The organism is Neobacillus vireti, from assembly GCF_036962465.1.
GTDB classification, from domain to species: Bacteria; Bacillota; Bacilli; order Bacillales; family Cytobacillaceae; genus Neobacillus; species Neobacillus vireti_B.
In genome coordinates, this window is record NZ_JBALNF010000015.1 from 17477 (window position 1) to 35365 (window position 17889).

At 39.9% G+C, this 17889-nt stretch carries 15 protein-coding genes; 6 read left to right on the forward strand and 9 right to left on the reverse strand.

Annotated elements, in window-relative coordinates; all coding sequences use genetic code 11:
• Positions 1 to 330 precede the first annotated feature (330 nt).
• The 5 genes from V7077_RS06680 to V7077_RS06700 all read right to left on the reverse strand — a co-directional run bounded on the left by V7077_RS06680 (position 331) and on the right by V7077_RS06700 (position 7182).
• The gene (locus V7077_RS06680; protein ID WP_335499665.1) at positions 331 to 1083 is read right to left on the reverse strand and encodes an NADPH-dependent oxidoreductase; all 753 of its coding nucleotides are present in this window, start codon (positions 1081 to 1083) and stop codon (positions 331 to 333) included.
• A gap of 110 nt (positions 1084 to 1193) precedes the next feature.
• Positions 1194 to 2561, reverse strand: a complete 1368-nt coding sequence (locus V7077_RS06685; RefSeq protein WP_335499666.1) for a dipeptidase — start codon at positions 2559 to 2561, stop codon at positions 1194 to 1196.
• Between the two features lie 272 nt (positions 2562 to 2833).
• Positions 2834 to 4393 carry an L-serine ammonia-lyase, iron-sulfur-dependent, subunit alpha gene (gene sdaAA / locus V7077_RS06690; RefSeq protein ID WP_335499668.1) on the reverse strand — a complete coding sequence of 520 codons (1560 nt, stop codon included), beginning with the start codon at positions 4391 to 4393 and terminating at the stop codon, positions 2834 to 2836.
• A gap of 113 nt (positions 4394 to 4506) precedes the next feature.
• The gene (locus tag V7077_RS06695; RefSeq protein WP_335499670.1) at positions 4507 to 5940 is read right to left on the reverse strand and encodes a M20 family metallopeptidase; all 1434 of its coding nucleotides are present in this window, start codon (positions 5938 to 5940) and stop codon (positions 4507 to 4509) included.
• A gap of 12 nt (positions 5941 to 5952) precedes the next feature.
• A complete protein-coding gene (locus V7077_RS06700) occupies positions 5953 to 7182 on the reverse strand; it encodes an MFS transporter (RefSeq protein ID WP_335499672.1) in 1230 nt (409 codons plus the stop codon).
• A 138-nt stretch (positions 7183 to 7320) separates the two neighbouring features.
• Here V7077_RS06700 and V7077_RS06705 point away from each other — a divergent pair, with 138 nt between their 5' ends.
• Positions 7321 to 9375 (forward strand): helix-turn-helix domain-containing protein, encoded by a 2055-nt coding sequence (locus V7077_RS06705; protein ID WP_335499674.1) that lies wholly within the window; start codon positions 7321 to 7323, stop codon positions 9373 to 9375.
• Between the two features lie 10 nt (positions 9376 to 9385).
• Here the strand turns inward: V7077_RS06705 and V7077_RS06710 are convergent, their stop codons facing one another.
• The gene (locus V7077_RS06710; RefSeq protein ID WP_335499755.1) at positions 9386 to 9976 is read right to left on the reverse strand and encodes a molybdopterin-dependent oxidoreductase; all 591 of its coding nucleotides are present in this window, start codon (positions 9974 to 9976) and stop codon (positions 9386 to 9388) included.
• 301 nt (positions 9977 to 10277) lie between these two features.
• Between V7077_RS06710 and V7077_RS06715 the strand changes: the two genes are divergently transcribed.
• From V7077_RS06715 to V7077_RS06735, 5 genes are all read left to right on the forward strand, one after another.
• Entirely contained in the window at positions 10278 to 11075 is a 798-nt protein-coding gene (locus V7077_RS06715; protein ID WP_335499676.1) for an HAD family hydrolase, read from the forward strand.
• Between the two features lie 138 nt (positions 11076 to 11213).
• The gene (locus V7077_RS06720; protein WP_335499678.1) at positions 11214 to 11765 is read left to right on the forward strand and encodes a DUF3231 family protein; all 552 of its coding nucleotides are present in this window, start codon (positions 11214 to 11216) and stop codon (positions 11763 to 11765) included.
• A 74-nt stretch (positions 11766 to 11839) separates the two neighbouring features.
• A complete protein-coding gene (locus tag V7077_RS06725; protein ID WP_335499680.1) occupies positions 11840 to 12025 on the forward strand; it encodes a hypothetical protein in 186 nt (61 codons plus the stop codon).
• 476 nt (positions 12026 to 12501) lie between these two features.
• Entirely contained in the window at positions 12502 to 13344 is an 843-nt protein-coding gene (locus tag V7077_RS06730) for a manganese catalase family protein (protein ID WP_335499683.1), read from the forward strand.
• Positions 13345 to 13485: 141 nt separating this feature from the next.
• A complete protein-coding gene (locus V7077_RS06735) occupies positions 13486 to 13926 on the forward strand; it encodes a cell wall hydrolase (RefSeq protein ID WP_335499685.1) in 441 nt (146 codons plus the stop codon).
• A 147-nt stretch (positions 13927 to 14073) separates the two neighbouring features.
• On the opposite strand, the gene V7077_RS06740 is transcribed toward V7077_RS06735, so the two are convergent.
• From V7077_RS06740 to V7077_RS06750, 3 genes are all read right to left on the reverse strand, one after another.
• On the reverse strand, positions 14074 to 15345 hold the full coding sequence (locus tag V7077_RS06740; protein ID WP_335499687.1) for an L-lactate MFS transporter: 1272 nt from the start codon (positions 15343 to 15345) through the stop codon (positions 14074 to 14076).
• A 57-nt stretch (positions 15346 to 15402) separates the two neighbouring features.
• Positions 15403 to 16569: a formate-dependent phosphoribosylglycinamide formyltransferase gene (purT, locus tag V7077_RS06745; protein ID WP_335499689.1), complete on the reverse strand. Its 1167-nt coding sequence runs from the start codon at positions 16567 to 16569 to the stop codon at positions 15403 to 15405.
• A gap of 281 nt (positions 16570 to 16850) precedes the next feature.
• On the reverse strand, positions 16851 to 17483 hold the full coding sequence (locus V7077_RS06750) for a hypothetical protein (protein ID WP_335499691.1): 633 nt from the start codon (positions 17481 to 17483) through the stop codon (positions 16851 to 16853).
• Between the last annotated feature and the right edge of the window lie 406 nt (positions 17484 to 17889).

Genomic DNA, 17889 nt, shown 5'->3' on the forward strand with positions numbered 1-17889 from the left:
TATTTATTTTAATAGAAGAAACCTTCGTTATGTACAGAAATCCGATGCAAACATGTGCCTTTGTAACTCAAATAGGATGATAATTTTTGATATATTATGGTATCCGATATAATAGTTTTCAACTGATTTTAAACAATGGTCTGCTAACAAAATTCCCCGTAACTTGAGGAAACCTATTAGGCGAGCTTTTGACATTTCTAAAAATGGGTTCTTTGGCATGAAAAATAGCTCAGAGAAACTAATCCTCTGAGCATGAAAAGTTTCCTTTATTCATGGAAATCGCTTACCCGATTGAAAGCAACATCCAATGCGATAGATCAAACACTTTTTCTACTTGTATTGAAAACGTTGATTTTTAACCGCAGGACTGGAGTTTTTTCTGTATTGTTCAAATCCGTTATCATAAAATTGAGCAATTTTACTAGACCAGTCACTAGAATCTTGTCCATTTGTCCGTTGTGACAAATAGGATGAAATGGTCTGATCATATTGGTCAATGATTTCCTTTTGAATCTTAGCATCATACTGTTCTTTCTGAAGGGTAGCCTTCAGTGGCAGCCTTGGTTTCTGACCAGGTACATTTCGTGGATGTCCCACAACCAGGCCTGAAATTGGAAAAACATATTCCGGAAGATTCAAAACATCCACAAAGGCTTGCGGATTTCTCCTTAATCCTCCGATTGGAACGATTCCGAGTCCCATCGATTCCGCTGCGATTACGGCGCTTCCCAGTGCGATTCCGACATCAGTGGATCCAATCAATATTGCTTCTAAGTCCTCAACGACTTTAAAATCAGTCCCATTTTTTTCAGCTGCCAGCTTCGCCCGATAAAAATCCATGCAGAACACTAGAAACACGGGAGCTTCCTCGATCCACCTCTGGTTGCCTGCTGCTTTCGCCAAAGCTGATTTTCTTTCAGGCTCCCTTACTTCGATCACGGTTACTTGCTGACCATTTATCCAATTGGGACCAGCCAAAGCCGCCTCAATAATCGTTTCGATCTGGTCTCCACTTACCTCTTTTTCAGGGTTGAATTCCCTGACTGAGCGATGGTTTCTTAATATTTCAATCGTTTCATTCATAGAATCAAATCACTCCTCGTCTATACAATACAACACACTCTTTATCAACTTTAAACACCCGAATCTCATAAATGGGCCTGTCACCACCGCAGGTGGTGACAGGCACCATTTTACTTATTAAGAAGTTCGAAAAAGGAACAAATGGTCAGGATCCCTTTATCAAAGTTTTCCAAGTTAAAGTGCTCGTTTGGTGCATGAAGGTTTTCATCTGGCAAACCGAATCCCATTAAGACCACAGGCACATCTAGAGATTGGTTAAAGTCAGATACAATTGGAATCGAACCGCCTTCTCTTTTATAAACTGGTGCTTTTCCATAGACGTTTTCATAGGCTTCGGCTGCTTTTTGAATCATCGGACTGTCGATTGGCGTTAAGAATGGATTGCCCGTATCTTGTAAGGAAACCTCCACCGTACATCCGTTTGGTGCTTGTTCTTCCAAATGCTTTTTGATTAATTGTTGAATTTTTTCAGGGTTTTGATTATGGACTAAACGGCAGGTGATTTTGGCATGTGCTTCATTCGGGATGACCGTTTTTGTCCCTTCTCCCTGAAATCCGCCCCATAACCCGTTGATTTCTAAGGTTGGCCGGGAACTAATTCTTTCAGGATAAGGAAAATTGTTTTCCCCTCCGGTTAAATCGGTTAGCCCTAACGATTTTTTTAGTTTTTCTTCGTCGAAACCCAGTGCTTTAATTTGTTCCTTTTCAAAATCTGTTAGTTCGACGACATCATCATAGAAGTGTTCGACATTTACTTTACCGTTTGCATCATGAAGGGTGGACAGAAGCTGTACCAATTGATGGTTGGCGTTCTGGACTCCTCCGCCAAACATCCCCGAATGCAAATCAGAATTAGCGGTTTTAAGGGAAAATTCCAAGGCACATAGACCTCGTAAAGAATAGGTGATAGCGGGAACGCCTCTGTCCCACATATCAGAATCAGATATAATTACCACATCACATGCTAATTTTTCTTTATTATCGAATAAAAATGGCGGAAGATGAGGACTTCCGATCTCTTCTTCTCCTTCGATGCAAAATTTAACGTTTACCGGTAATTTACCTTCTAATTTCAATAGTGTTTCGACTGCTTTGATATGTAAGAATGTCTGCCCTTTGTCGTCGGTTGCCCCTCTGGCATAGATCTTCTCATCACGGATCGTTGGTTCAAACGGAGGAGTCTCCCATAAATGAACAGGATCAACGGGCTGTACGTCATAATGGCCGTACACTAAGACTGTCGGCGCATTTTCTTGATGAAGCCAGTCCCCATAGATAATTGGATGGCCTTTTGTCTGAATAATTTCAACATGTTCCATGCCAATGCTTTCTAATTTATTGGCAATCCACGACGCAGCTTTCTGAATGTCCTCTTTATGCTCCGATAAGGAACTTACGCTGGGAATCCTGAGCAGTTCTTTTAATTCTTCGACGTTTTGCTGATGATTTTCGGATAAAAACTCGGATAAGTGACTCATGTTCTCACCTTTTCTTTTTATTTTCTATTTTATTTTATACAAAAAGTAGGAAGAATACCTACAATTAGCTCTGAAACAATTTAAGCTTTGTTGCTTTTGAACCTGATTAAGCACCTTTTACTAAGTTTCAGGGCAATTTTCGCAAACGTTCTTATCTTACGAAAAGATGCCATGAAGCATTACGAAAAACAACAATTATGCGAAAATATCCTTAAATCAAAACAAAAAGCTGCCAATGCAGCTTGAACCTCAATGAATGTACCTTTATCTTCTTATGGTAAATGGACGAGTAGAATATCTTCTAAGATTGCGAGTTCTTTTTTCAAAATTGGAATGATAGTGGTAACGGATTTTTCATCCACCTCGCAAATGGTAACCGCTGGTCCGCCTTTTTTAGCCCGTTCTAGTCCCAGGCGGGCAATGTTATACCCATGCTTATTAAGAATATTTGATAATTCCGCTAGAAATCCTTGTTTGTCGATATGACGGATCACAAGTGTCGGCCGCTCACCCGAGAATTTTAACGGGTAATCATCCAATTCTTGAACCTCGACTTTTCCACCACCTAATGAACTCGCCAATATTTTAATCCTTCTCGTTTCTCCTTCCAATTCAATGAGAACCGTATTGGGATGGTAACTTCCTAGTATTCTTTTGGTAAATTCGTAAGATAAATCATTTTGATCCGCCAACTGTTTTGCATAGGGGACATTTTCATCACTCGTTGCCAACCCGAGTACCCCTGCTAATAAAGCTACATCGGTGCCATGACCTTCATAGGTTTCTGCAAATGAGCCCATTAAGGAGAACTTCACATGAACAGGTTTTTCATTTAATAACTGGTTGGCAATACTGCCGATGCGAACGGCGCCTGCTGTATGTGAACTAGAGGGACCGACCATAATCGGGCCAATGATTTCATATGCACTCTGATATTTTGCCGGCTGGCTTTCAGCTTTTTTGTTAAATACTTGTCCCATGATTTGCTTGCCAGTTGGTGTTCCGGCCAAGCCTCCTATTCCCGTTTCCCTTAATGATTCAGGCATTTGTTGTCCTACTTCATGCATCACATTAATCACTTCATCGGGTGGAATCACACTATTGACGCCTGCTAATGCTATATCCGCTGCCGCTTGGGCCGTGATCGCATGTAGTCCATTTCTGATAATGCAAGGTATTTCTACTAGTCCTGCGACAGGATCGCAAACCAACCCTAGTGAATTCTTTAATGCGATCCCCACCGCATTTCCGACCTGTGATGGCGTTCCCCCTGCTAATTCAACCAACGTACCTGCTGCCATCGCTGTTGCCGATCCCACTTCTGCCTGACATCCGCCTGCGGCTCCAGATATGGATGCTTTATTGGCAATGACTAATCCAAGGGCAGAAGCTGTGAACATAGAAAGAACAATTTCATTACGTTTAAATCTGCCACTTTCCAGAGCATGAATAAGAACAGCCGGTAATATGCCAGCTGAACCTGCTGTAGGTGTTGCCACAATCCGCCCCATGGCTGCATTGACTTCAGACACGCTCAGCGCGTAGGAAAGGGTATCTAATGTTTTGGGGGCGATAAACGACCTCCCTTTTTTTGCATAGAGTTTCACACGATATCCATCCCCGCCTGTCAAGCCGGTCCGAGACATCACAGGACTTTCTGTCCCTTTTCGTACCGCGTCCTCCATTACACCTAATTGCTCCGACATTTTTTCCAATAATTGATACTTAGGGATTCCCTTTTGTTCTTCTTCTGTTTTTAACATGATCTGAGCGATGGTTGTGTTCCCTTTTTCCGCCAGTTCAATTAATTCTTTTAAAGAAGTAAAGGACATATAACGTACTCCTTTCCTTGTAGTCACTACTATTATTCCTTATAAATACTTTGCCCTTCCACCTTTATAGTAGAAGGGCAAAAGTAATGGAATTCATCATTTATACGAAATGATTATTTGCTTGCTACCATCAATTTCGGAGGCATCAAACCTGCAGGAATTAGTGATTCATAGGTTTCACCATCGAGCGTTTCATTTAATTCTCTTTTGGCGTTTTCTATTAATTCGGGATTCTTGAGTGCAGAAATAGCTGTACAAGCGATCGCTTTTCCTGCGAGTAACATCGCTTCGTGTGCATACTCTTCTTTGCCTTGTGCGACAACCTGCCATGTATGAAACGGGGTACCAAACGCCCAAGTTGACGTGACACATTGTGCAGTGGGAACATTCCAGCTGACGTCAGCCACATCCGTTGAGCCACTCATAAAACTTACTTTGTCGGAAAATGGAACAACAAAATCAGCAATAGGTCGTTCAGCCAGCCTCCTGGCCATGTCTTTACCGACAGTCGCTGCAGCACTTTGTTTCTCTTCCTCTGTCAAAGTGGCATACATCTCTTGTGCAAAATCGATACTCGAATCTGTTACACTTGGAAAACCTAACTCTTGCATATGTTGATGCATTACTTTTTCAAGTGTCAGGTTTGGAATTAAATTATGACAGGATCCCTGTATACTGTGCTCCATTTTCGTTTGTGTCATCAGTGCTGCACCACGCGCGCAATCTACCACTCGATCAAATAAATCTCTTACCTGATTGGGCTTGGGTGCTCGAATTAAATAGGTCACCTCTGCCTCAGATTGCACCACATTCGGTGCTAGCCCGCCTGTATTGGTTACAGCATAATGGATGCGGGCCTCATCAACCATATGTTCTCGCATATAATTGACACCCACATTCATCAGTTCAACGGCATCGAGGGCACTTCTGCCCAAGTGTGGAGCCGCACCAGCGTGGGCACTTCTGCCCGAAAATTTAAAGTCCACATGAATGACGGCGTTTGAGGTAGAATGCATGACAGCGTTCATTGTTGCCGGATGCCATGAGAAAGCCACATCCACGTCCTTAAACAGTCCGTCCCTTGCCATAAACGTTTTGCCATAGCCGCTTTCTTCTGCAGGGCATCCATAATATCTTACTGTTCCTGCCATTTGATTCTCATCCATATATTCTTTAATGGCGATTGCTGCGGAAAGTGCACCAACCCCCAACAGATTATGACCACATCCATGGCCATTTCCTTTAACCGAAATAGGGTTAAAACTTATGCTGCCTGCTTCCTGACTCAGCCCCGCTAACGCATCAAATTCACCAAGTACCGCTATGATAGGGTGCCCCTTGCCAAATGAACCGATAAAACCGGTTTCTAACCCCGCCACGCCTCTGGTTATCGAGAACCCTTCACTTGTTAATGTTTGACAAAGTAAATCAGCCGAATGAAATTCTTCAAACCGTGTTTCTGCAAATTCCCAGATTTGATCACTTACATTTGTAAACAAAGAACGTTTACTCTCAATTATTTTTGATATTTTTTCTGTTAAATTCAACTTATCCATCTCCTATCCTACATGTTGACTAGTTAACTCAATTTGTTTTTTTGGTCGAATTGTAAATAATGAACCTGCACATAAAAGAGCAAAGATAACCAGCATAATAAATGCTGCATTGTATGAACCATTAAAGGCATCCACTAAAAACCCAATCAACATTGGTGTTAGGACACCTGCAAACTGCGCACCGGTATTAATAAAACCATTTGCCGTCCCCACCACTGCTTCTGGGAGAATCTTCAAAGGGACAGTGGTAATCAAAATAATATTAAATGAGAATAAGACAGTAATGATACTTTGATAGATTACAAACATCGTAATGTTAGGCGCAAAAGCCATGAGGAGGAGTGAACCCGCCGAAATTACCGCAAAAACGGCTGCCAAAAGCTTGTCCTTCCCCTCAGGTAATTTATCTAAGACATATCCACTTAAAAACATCGCTAAAACACCTGCGAGCGGAGGAATAGCAGATACGTAACCAACAGATGTTAAATCGAGCCCTTTTACCTTCACTAAATATGTTGGCATCCATGAAGTTAATCCCCAGTTCACTGCATAAATACTAAAATAAGCAATAAACAAATTCCAGATCATCGGTGTCTTCAATACATCTTTTAAAGGCTGTTTCTTTTTACTAGAGGTTTTCCCTCCCTCAACACTAGTCCTTGTTTGTTCCTTAAGAAAGAAAACAAACAATAGGGTAATGACAATTCCTATTACACCGACTGAGTGAAATATACCTCTCCACCCAATGCCTTGTATGAGATGCGTTCCTGCAATTGGGGTCAAAACCCCCATGATGGTTCCAGAAGAGAGCATAATAGACATGGCACGGCTCCTCTCATTGATTGGAAACCAACCAGCTATTCCTTTTGACGCTGAAGGAAAGAAACTTCCTTCCCCAATTCCAAACAGAAAGCGGATGAGAATCATCGATAATAAGGACCATGCAAAACCTGTTAAGACGGTAAAGATGGACCATGCCAGTAAGGCGGTAATAATGATTTTCCGGAAACCGAATCGATCTGCCAGCCAACCGCCTGGAATCTGCATGATGGCATACCCAGCAAAGAAACTACTTAATACAATTCCTGTCTCAGATGCACTAAAGTGTAAATCCTTTGAAATACCTAAAATAGCATAATTAATAATAAAGCGATCAAAATTCCCTAATGACCATCCTAGAAAAAGCATGGTGATAATAATATACTTCCAATTTTGCTGTACTCTCGTTACCATATACCTACCCCCTATCAAATTAAGTAATGTGATGTTATTCTAAATATAAAAAATTCTGACTATTTAAACAATGTTCAAATCTACACCATTCATGTAAAATTAATGTAGTTATATACACTCTTAATAGGAGGGATCCATATGAACGCACGAATGAAAATCGAGCAGTATTTGAGAGAACAATGTTGCCTTCCTAGTTATCAGTTATGGGAGAGTATTAATGGAATGGATTTTTCTCTTGTTTCCTCTCATCAATTTCATGATAAGACCCCTTCTCCAAAGACTCTGAGAAAAAATATCACCATGGCTTTTTCGGATTACAATGAAATCCATTTCTATTACCCTAGTCACTCGACCTTTGTCCTAAGAACAGCAGGAGTCAAAAGGTCGGAAAGCTGTAACCAGGAACACCTTACATTACTCGTGGATCTTTATTATTTACAATTGATGTTAGAAAGAGAGAAACATATCCGGAACAAACTAATAGAGAGTATACGTGATATATCTGTTTTAGAAGATATAGACTTTCTGCTAACGAAAATCCTTGAAAATGCTCTATCCGTTATTCCCAGTGCGGATATGGGGGTCCTTTGGATGTATGACGGTGATATAGGCAAACTACTTCCTAAGGCATGGACAGGTGGACCGAGTGAAGAAATTAAAAATATGAAGATGAACATTGGGGAAGGCATCATCGGAAAAACGTTTCAGACCAATCAATCGATCAGATTGACTTCGATGGGTGATATTATTAGAGAATCAGCAACGATGTCATCTGAAAATACCCAGCATCTACTTAATTCCTTTCAATTTGAGTCATTGCAATCGATTATTTCGGTGCCAATAAAGGTAGAAGAACATACCTTATGTGTATTGATTGTTTATCAGAATGGTCACACGTCCCTTTTAACAAAAGAGGACCAGCGGTTGCTAGAAAGTTTCTCTGACCAAGTTTCCATTGCTCTAAAAAATTCAAAATTATTCCACGATCTCAAGTTACATAATCAGTTACTGATACAACGTGATGAAATTCACGACACCTTTATTAAACTATCCCTTCAAAGCAAAGGATTGAAATTCATCGTAAACGAATTAAATAAACTAATCCACAAACCATTAATCATCTTTGATTTTTCCGAGGACCAAGTGTTTTCAAGTCCTGGTGAATGGTTATCAGAGTTTCCTAACGAGTTAAAGAAACTCATCACCTACTGTCAAGAACCATCTTTTCATTCTTTACAAGTTCCAGGACATGAAAAGCTTTTATACATTTATCCCATTCTAGCGATCGATGTACCTTTTGGTTTAATCATTGTGGAAATAAATGATGGTATTCTATTGCCCTTAGATAAAATGATTTTAGAACAAGCTAGCTCGATCATTGCATTAGAAATGATCAGAAGACACAAACTCACTGAATCGTTTTATCAAAAAACCCATGATTTATTTCATGATTTCCTAGAATGTAAAGATAATTATTTACTAACACAAAAAGCAGTTGAACTAGGAATGGATGTCACATCCAATAATCTAGTTATTTTGATTAATATACCTTCTCACTTGGATATCCAATTGACCAATATCCAGATTCATAAACTTATTTCACTAATTAATCAACATTTTCATTCCTATACCCCTATTGTTTTCGGATATCGGAACAAAATTACGATGCTTTGTCAATTTTCCAGTCAAAGCGAGAAAAAGTATTTATTAAATAATCTTAAAACGATTCAAACGAGCTGGAAGTACTTATATAAAGGAGACTTAAAAATTGGAGTAGGTTCCTCTTATCAAGAGCTTGAATCTATACAAAAAAGCTATATAGAAGCCGACAAGGCCATAACGTATCTAGTTTCGAAAAGAAAGACGGGAATCATGAACTATGACGAAATTGGAATTAATCGGCTTTTTATTAATCATCCGAACGAAGAATTAAATGCATTCATTAATGAGGTCTTCCTTCCACTTCAATCAGAAAATGATAAAAGCTTAATGCTCGAAGAAACGCTGCTTATCTATATGGAACATGACCGAGCACCAGGAAAGACCGCACAATTATTACACATTCACGTTAATACTTTATATAAAAGGCTTAAAAAAATAGAAGACATCCTTCATATTTCTCTGACAGATACAGAAGACATTCTGAAACTGCAGCTTGCATGTTATTTAAGAAAGACCAGTAACTCGATTTAGAGGAACGGTACTAACGGTACCGTTCTTCTTTAAATGGATTTGCAGTCATCGAATAGCCGAACTCTTCCCAAAATCCTGCTTGATCTTCTGTCATAAACTCAATCCCAGACACCCACTTGGTGCCTTTCCATAGGTAAAATACTTCCGGTGGAATAAACCTTAGTGGATAACCATGTTTTGGATCGATATCCTGCCAATCATGATTTTGATCCTTCCACCGGTAAACAAACAAAGAATCGTCCCCTAATAAAGGCTCAAGCGGCAGGTTGGCAGAATATCCAAATCTCTCCCGATTATAGTAACCATAAATTTTAATGTATTTTACCTCTTCCTTTAGTTCAACAAACTTTAATAACTCTCTAAGGGCAATTCCTTCAAAGGTTGTATCAAATTTAGACCAGGTGGTTACACAATGCATATTAACGGTAGAAATGGTTTTCGGAAGCTCCATAAATTCCTTATAGGATAAAATTTTTTCTTCTTTTACCTCACCAAAGAGTTTGAAATTCCAAGTGGTTTTATTGAACTCGGGAACGTCCCCTTTATGAAGTATGGGCCATTTTTCTGTTTCAAATTGGCCAGGCGGAAGCTGTTTTTCCATCATACACCATCCCTTCTTCCTCTTAACGTATTAAATTACAGTGTTTCATATAGATGATACCAAATAACCCAAGCAAACCAAATTCATAACACTCTACAAAATTTGAATAGGGGTAGCAGCTCCAGTTGAGGACACGGACTCATTCGCTTTACCTCAATAAAAATCACTATTGCTTTCTAAGTATTTGCATAGAACCGTCTCACGATTTCCAATAAACTTTATTCTGTCTGTACACAGAGTTTACACGGGCTTAATATTCACATGATATGATTGGTTTACCACGAATGAGGAGGCAGAATAAATGAATGTGCGTGCAATATTTATTGATATGGATGGTACACTGTTAAAAGCCTCAAACAGCATTTCCAATCGTAATAGAGAAGCCATAATTAGGCTCATGAATCAGGGAATCAAGGTTTTTCTAGCTACTGGTCGACACTATGAAGTAACCGCTCCCTACCACAAAGAAATTGGATTATCCACTCCCATGATCTGTTTGAATGGTGCTGCTATTCACGATGCAGAGACAGGAAGAGCTATACAAATGAAGACCGTCCAACTGAGTGAAGAACGATTCCACCATCTGACTGCTGAAAAACCTTGTAATGTTATTATCCATACAGCAAATGGGCTATATTGTAAGGAAACGAGTGAAGAAATCGATTATTGGACAAAAATCGGGCTAATTCCGCCACGATATTTTGGAGATTTAAGACTGGCAAACTATCGGGATGTTCTTAAATATAGTGTTCGCACAGGTGCACCTAGTCCGAAATTTTCTGCCTTGTTTAAGAATGAAGCTGAAGTCATCGATTGGGAAGACGGGTTTGAGTTGGTTGCTCCTCATGTTTCCAAATGGTCTGCTATTAAGAGCCTGCTTACCGAATTTCGAATTAGCCCAAATGAAGTCGTAGCTATTGGAGATGGACCCAATGATATAGAGATGCTTAGGTCTGTCGGTACTGGTGTGGCGATGGGGAATGCTAGCGAAAAGGTTAAAGCAGCAGCTGATTTTGTTACAGGACACCACGAAAATGATGGATTAGCTGAGTTTATCGAACGTTATCTTCTTAAATCTTATGAATCATACGCTATTTAGAGGTTTTTATTATGACTTTTTTAAATTGTAATTTGCTTAGCGTACAAAATTTCCGAAATGTTGGCGATACCTCCTGAATAAAAAGTCTTTTCATACAAAGAATATGTATAGTCTACTACCAGATTAGGAGGGAGTCGCATGGTAAATATAATGGAAACAATCATGGATGCCATGAAATCACTGACAGTTCAAGACCAAAACGAAGACCAACCTCTTCATGTCGGAGAAGTGATGGCATGCTGGATTTACTTAGCTGGACTTGAATTAGCCAAAGTAACTGTTCAAGCAGGTATAAATACCACGATGGATGATGAACTAAAAGCAATACTTGAAGAAGATATGAGACTAGGGACCAGTCAAAGGGAAAGACTTCATGATTTCATGATTAAGGAAGGAATTTCGTTACCTCCTGCCCCTGAAGATATGCCAAAATCAGACCCTAATAGTATTCCTCTTGGTGTTAAATTAACGGATGATGTGATTGCAAACGAATTATCTTTAAAAATCGTAAGTTTAATTATGCGTGCTGCTGGTGCTGCTTCCGAATCAATTCGTACAGATGTCGGTTTAATGTTTATTCAATTTCAAGCAGAAAAATTTGCTTTCGCGACTAGATTAAAACATTTAATGCGCAAACGCGGATGGATTAAAGTACCACCATTTTACGTTTCACATGGTTCCCAACAATGATTAAGTTAGGGGTAGCGTAGTAACATGTGGGTAAGAACACAAGAACACACTAAGTTCTTCCGGGAAGTATTGATATGCCAATCAATACTGGGTCTATTACCTATGATTCAAAAAAATCTTTACTATTACATGGTCACTATGATCCTGCCATTTTGCTCAAAGCAAAAGCTAGAGTTATGAAATGGAAAAATAGACAGAACGTTATTTTCAAAAATAATGGGCATCTTCCAAGGATTGTAGAGCCTGAGAAATACTTATAAGAAATATTAAGTTTCATGCATAAATAATTAATCTATTTTTTATGCTTACGGGTGCTTTCCTTAAAGATCTGGCTGCCAAAAAAGCAGCCTTTTTTTATTGAGCTAACAAAGAAGGGTAGTTGAATAAATACCCTTAAGCTATCGGATATAAGAATGGCACAGTATAGCGGACAGGGCCATTTTATTTTAATTACAAAATAATTACAAATCACGGTACAATTTTGGTTACAATTTCGATTACATATTCGGGTTTTGCGACAGGAAACGGAACCCGTTATACTTTTCACTCCCTATTTTCTGAAGAAGATAACCAGACCCCGTCCCCTTTCCAAATGGTTCTTCTTTATTGTGTGACAAACAAAGGAATACCACTGAAAATTTCACCGTTTCCTGGTTGTTTTGTTGTAAAAAAATGATTAATCGTAAAGATTGACGGGTACTAAAGTATAGAATTTTAATGGATAAAGGAGGATTTTATGTTTCGACACCAAAAGCAATTACAGTTTGAGGTAAAAGTAGACCGACCAGATCCAATGCTCGCCCGACAAGTACAGGAAGTACTTGGTGGTCAATTTGGAGAAATGACCGTCATGATGCAGTATCTCTTTCAAGGATTTAATTGTCGCGGTGAAGAAAAGTATAAGGACATGTTGATGGATATTGGCACAGAGGAAATAGGACATGTTGAAATGCTATGCTCTCTAATCAGTCAATTACTGGATGGTGCGTCTCCAGAAGATCAGGCTGAAGCGGCAAAGGACCCTGCTATTGCTGCAATCATGGGCGGGATTAATCCCCAGCATTTACTCGTTAGCGGTCTAGGCGGATTGCCCACTAATGCAAATGGAGTACCTTGGAACGGTGCCTACATTGTTGCAAGTGGAAATTTATTAGCAGATATGCGTTCAAATTTACACGCTGAAAGCCAGGGTAGACTTCAAGTAGCTCGTCTGTACCATATGACAACCGATGAAGGTGTCCGTGCAACATTCCGCAAAATGCTTGCCCGTGACCGTTACCACCAATACCAGTGGATGGCGGCCATTGCAGAGCTTGAAGAGAAAAACGGTGTGGTAGTTCCCGCTTCCTTCCCTGCTGAAGCTGAACAGGAATCCCAGCCTCAAGCCTATGAATTTTGGAATCTTTCAGAAGGCAGTGAATCCTCTGAAGGTCTTTGGGCAACAGGAAGTGCACCTGATGGGTCGGGAGACTTTGTGTTTATTGAAGAGCCAATTGCCAAAGGCCAAGTACCTAATCCAAGTATACCATCTGAAAAATTACATCACGATTTAGATATCACTAAATTACCTGCGAAATAAGAACTATTTAACAAGATGATCTCTTTACGAGTTCATCTTGTTTTCTTGTCTTTTTAACGTAACATCATAAGGTGATTTTATTTTAAAAAAGTCTACATCTATGTAGGCTTTTTTTCATATTTATAATTTGGAGGTGAAAAAATGCCAAGAGTAAACTATCGAACAGCGGACGTTGCCTTAATGGCAAGGATGATGAGAGCAGAAGCCGAAGGTGAAGGAAAATTAGGGATGTTATATGTTGGAAATGTAATTGTAAATCGCCTTGTAGCTAATTGTTTAGACTTTAAAGGTTTACGTTCTATTAACCAAGTTATTTTCCAAGTACAAGGAGGAAATTTTTCCTTTGAAGCTGTTCAAAAAGGAAATGTATTTTATCAAAGAGCCAGAACGTCTGAAAGAAGATTAGCCAAACAAAATTTGGATTATTGGCGACAACACCCAGGGAAATATGCCCTTTGGTATTTTAATCCACATGCCCCATGTCCTCCCACCTGGTACGGTCAACCACAATCTGGTCAATTTAAAAACCATTGTTATTATGAACCAAAAGCTGGAACATGTGATTCCGTATATAGCGGATAGGGAGCATGATATTCGGGGTACTCAATTGTTACCAGAGTCATGTTATAGAAAAATAAAAAGGGACCACACCATTTGTAAATATACTGGTGTGGTCCCTTGTTTAATGTGCAATTTTTTTTGTGATTACCTGAAAAATCGATTTAAACGTTAAAAATTCCCTGCATTTTTGACGATGCGATTTTCGCTGTTCATCCTTAATTTTTTAATATCGAGACGGATGAGAAGTGATACAGCTAGAGCGATGATAAATATCCCTGAAAAAATAACCAACGTCCCTTGATAGCTTCCAGTGGTCTCCCTGACCCAGGCTACAAAGATTGGTCCGACTAAACCGGCTGCAGCCCATGCTGTCAAAATGTAGCCATGAATAGCCCCAAGCTGCTTTGTTCCAAATAAATCACCGATGTAGGCTGGTATTGAGGAAAAGCCTCCTCCATAACAGGTCATGATCATATAAACAATGATCGAAAAAAGAATTCCAACTGTTATGTTTGGCAGCATAAAGAAGGCGACAATTTGAAAAGCAAAAAATAGTGTGTACACATTTGGCCTTCCAATGTAATCAGAAATGGTGGCCCACACAATTCTCCCTGATCCGTTAAATAATCCCATGATTCCAACCATTGCCGCGGCTCCCGCAGCCGACATCCCCACTAACTCTTGAGCCATTGGAGACGCAACTGAGAGGATCGCGATTCCACAAGTAATATTGATAAACAGCATTATCCATAAGGCCCAAAACGGTCTTGTTCTGACTGCTTCATTGGCGGTTAACTGACGAAGGTCACGGTTTAGTTTCATAGCACCGGACTTTTGGACAGCGGCTTCTAGTCCTTTAGGGACCCACCCTTCTTTCGGCGGAGCAAGATACTGCGCAGAACAAAAGATAACTACGAAGTAAGCCAATCCAAGAATATAGAAAGTGTTTGAAATACCGTACGCTTCAATTAAATGATTCATAATCGGGCTGCTTATCAAGGAAGCAAAGCCAAATCCCATGATGGCCAGTCCAGTTGCAAGACCTCTCCTGTCAGGGAACCACTTTACCAGCGTAGAAACAGGGGTGATGTAACCAACCCCCAAGCCAATTCCTGCAATCAAACCATAAAATAAGTAGAGTAATAGCAAGGATTCTAAATGAATGGCGAGACCCGCCCCAGCAATTCCCACTCCAAAAAACAGAGCGCTAAGTGTACCTGCTGCTCTCGGCCCAAATTTTTCGACAAAGTGCCCTAAAAAAGCGGCTGATAAACCTAAAAATAGAATCGCTAAGCTAAACGTAAACGAAATTTGCTTCAATCCCCACCCCATCTGTTCCTGCAGTGGTTTGGTAAAAACACTCCAGGCGTAAACTGAACCAATGGAAATATGAATTCCAACGGCTGAAAGAGCAATCAACCAACGATTTTTTGTTTGCATCCTTTAAGTCCCCTTTTCGAGTTGTCTTTTCTTGCTGTGAGTTAATTTAATTCGTACTTAGTCATAAGTAACCATCATTTTGTCAGCTGCTAGTGCGGCACGCTGCCTTGCCTCCTCGACTGTTTCTCCATTGCTTAACACAACTGCCATACGTCTTCCTACTTTTGTATCCGGTTTTCCAAACACCCTAACCTGTGAATCAGGAATGGATAAGCTTTCAGAAATCCCGTTTATCTGGTAGGTCTTACTTTCCTTCGTTGCTTTAATCGTATGACTTGCACCAGATCTCAGCAGCTGAACTGATGGAATTGGGTAGCCTAAAATCGCTCGTATATGTAAGGCAAATTCGGATAGGTCCTGGGTTACCATTGTCACCATCCCCGTATCATGTGGCCGGGGCGATACTTCACTAAAATAAACACCTTTGGAAGAAAGAAATAATTCCACTCCAAACAGGCCGTATCCTCCAAGCGCATCAGTGATTTTTTTTGCGATGTCCTCAGCTTCTGCGATTTGTTCGATTGACATGTCATGCGGCTGCCAGGATTCAATATAGTCCCCATCTTTTTGAACATGTCCGATGGGAGCACAGTAGGTTGTTCCTGAAGTGGAACGGACGGTTAGCAGGGTAATTTCTGATTCAAAATGGATAAATTCCTCGACAATTACCCGAGTTTTTTTGCCTCTTCCACCTGAAATAGCCTCTTGCCAAGACCATTCTACATCCTCGATTGAACGGCAAACGGTTTGCCCTTTTCCAGATGAACTCATGATTGGTTTAATTACACAGGGAATCCCGATTTCCTCTACAGCAGTTTTCAATTCCTCTAATGTGTTTGCAAAAGCATAGTTTGCAGTAGGAATCCCCAGTTCTTCACTTGCCAAACGCCGAATTCCTTCCCGATCCATGGTCAGGTTCACTGCTTTAGCCGTCGGTACTATCCGGAATCCTTCGTTTTCAAGATCGATCAAGGTTTCTGTTGCAATCGCCTCAATTTCAGGAATAACAAAATCCGGCTTCTCTTGTTCTATTACTCTTCGAAGTTCTTCTCCATTGAGCATGTCCACCACATAGGAACGGTGAGCCACCTGCATCGCCGGAGCGTTTTCATATCTGTCTACTGCTATGGTCTCAAGTCCTAAACGCTGAGCCTCGATAATTGTTTCTTTACCAAGCTCGCCGGAACCGAGCAGCAGTACTTTTTTTGTTTGGGAACCAAACATCTTGTACAACCCCTTATCGTTTGCCTTTTGATTATAGTAACCTATAATTACACTTCACACAAGTGGTATTTTTCTTTAAAACACGAACAATAATAATATTTTATACTATAATTATTCGTATTTTTATTCGAAAACGCAACCAACTATTCATCTTCTGCCCTTGACCTAAATAAAAATTAAGTAAAAAGCAAAAAAGAGCACATCCTTGATGCCCCCTTTTCATTAGAAAATGAAATGAAATCTCCAAACGACCGCCGCAATCCACACTGAAGTTCGACCGTTTATTTGGATTTGAACTTTTTTATAAATTTATTAAACATGGGAGAGATTTCTTTCAGCAATGGTTTATATTGTTTAGTTGTTTCGACGAGCATATCAACCGTCTCCATCAGCAACCCAACATCCACCGTATTAAGAAGTTTTCCAATTTGTTGTTCTAGTTGATTTTGAGGAGTTGGCGAACTGTCCTCTTCTTCATTTCTCCTAGAGGCAAAAAACCAATTATCAAAGTGATTGGATTTGCGATTCAAAGGCGGAGCTGCTTTTTGGTCCAGAAATTCTTGTGAACTGCTTTCATTCTTTGTATGTTCTTCTCTGTGTTGATGGACTCCAAACATTAATTTACGATCTGGAATATCTTGTGAACTACTTTCATTCATTTTACGTCCTTCTCTGTACTGGTGGGCTCTAAACATTAAATTACGTTCTGAAATATCTTGTGAACTACTTTCATTTTTCTTACGTCCTTCTCTGTGCTGATGGGCTCCAAGCCTATATCCTCGGTTCGGATTTTCTTGTGAACTACTTTCGTCCTTTTTGTTTCCCTCTCTTCGCCGATTGGCTCCAAACATTAATTGCGAAAACCGATCTAATTCTCCATTTGGTTCCTTTCTAACTCTTTTCTCTTCCCCCAACGATCTCACTCTTCTTCCCTTCGTCCTCTTTTAGATAAAATATGATGGGGTTTATAACAAGGTGTGGACAACATAAGAAAAAAAATCAGGATTTCCGCCTGATTTTTTATGACTTTATTGAAAACATCATTATCCCATTAAGGTTTCAGAACCTGCTCTTTAAAAACTTCCTGTGAATCTATATTAAGCGCTCCCATTTTTCCCTGATAAACCAACATAAATCATAAACCAAAACGGAGCCATCATCGTGATTCCTCGGATGAACCCAATAAAAAAATTTAACATAGTGCTCTCCTCCTTATGAGTTGAAGTTATGAAGATTTCCTTCCTGGCTTTTACTCCATTCAAATTAGAAATAGGTACCATTGGTCAAAACATACACTTTAGCAAGATGACTATGAGTAAA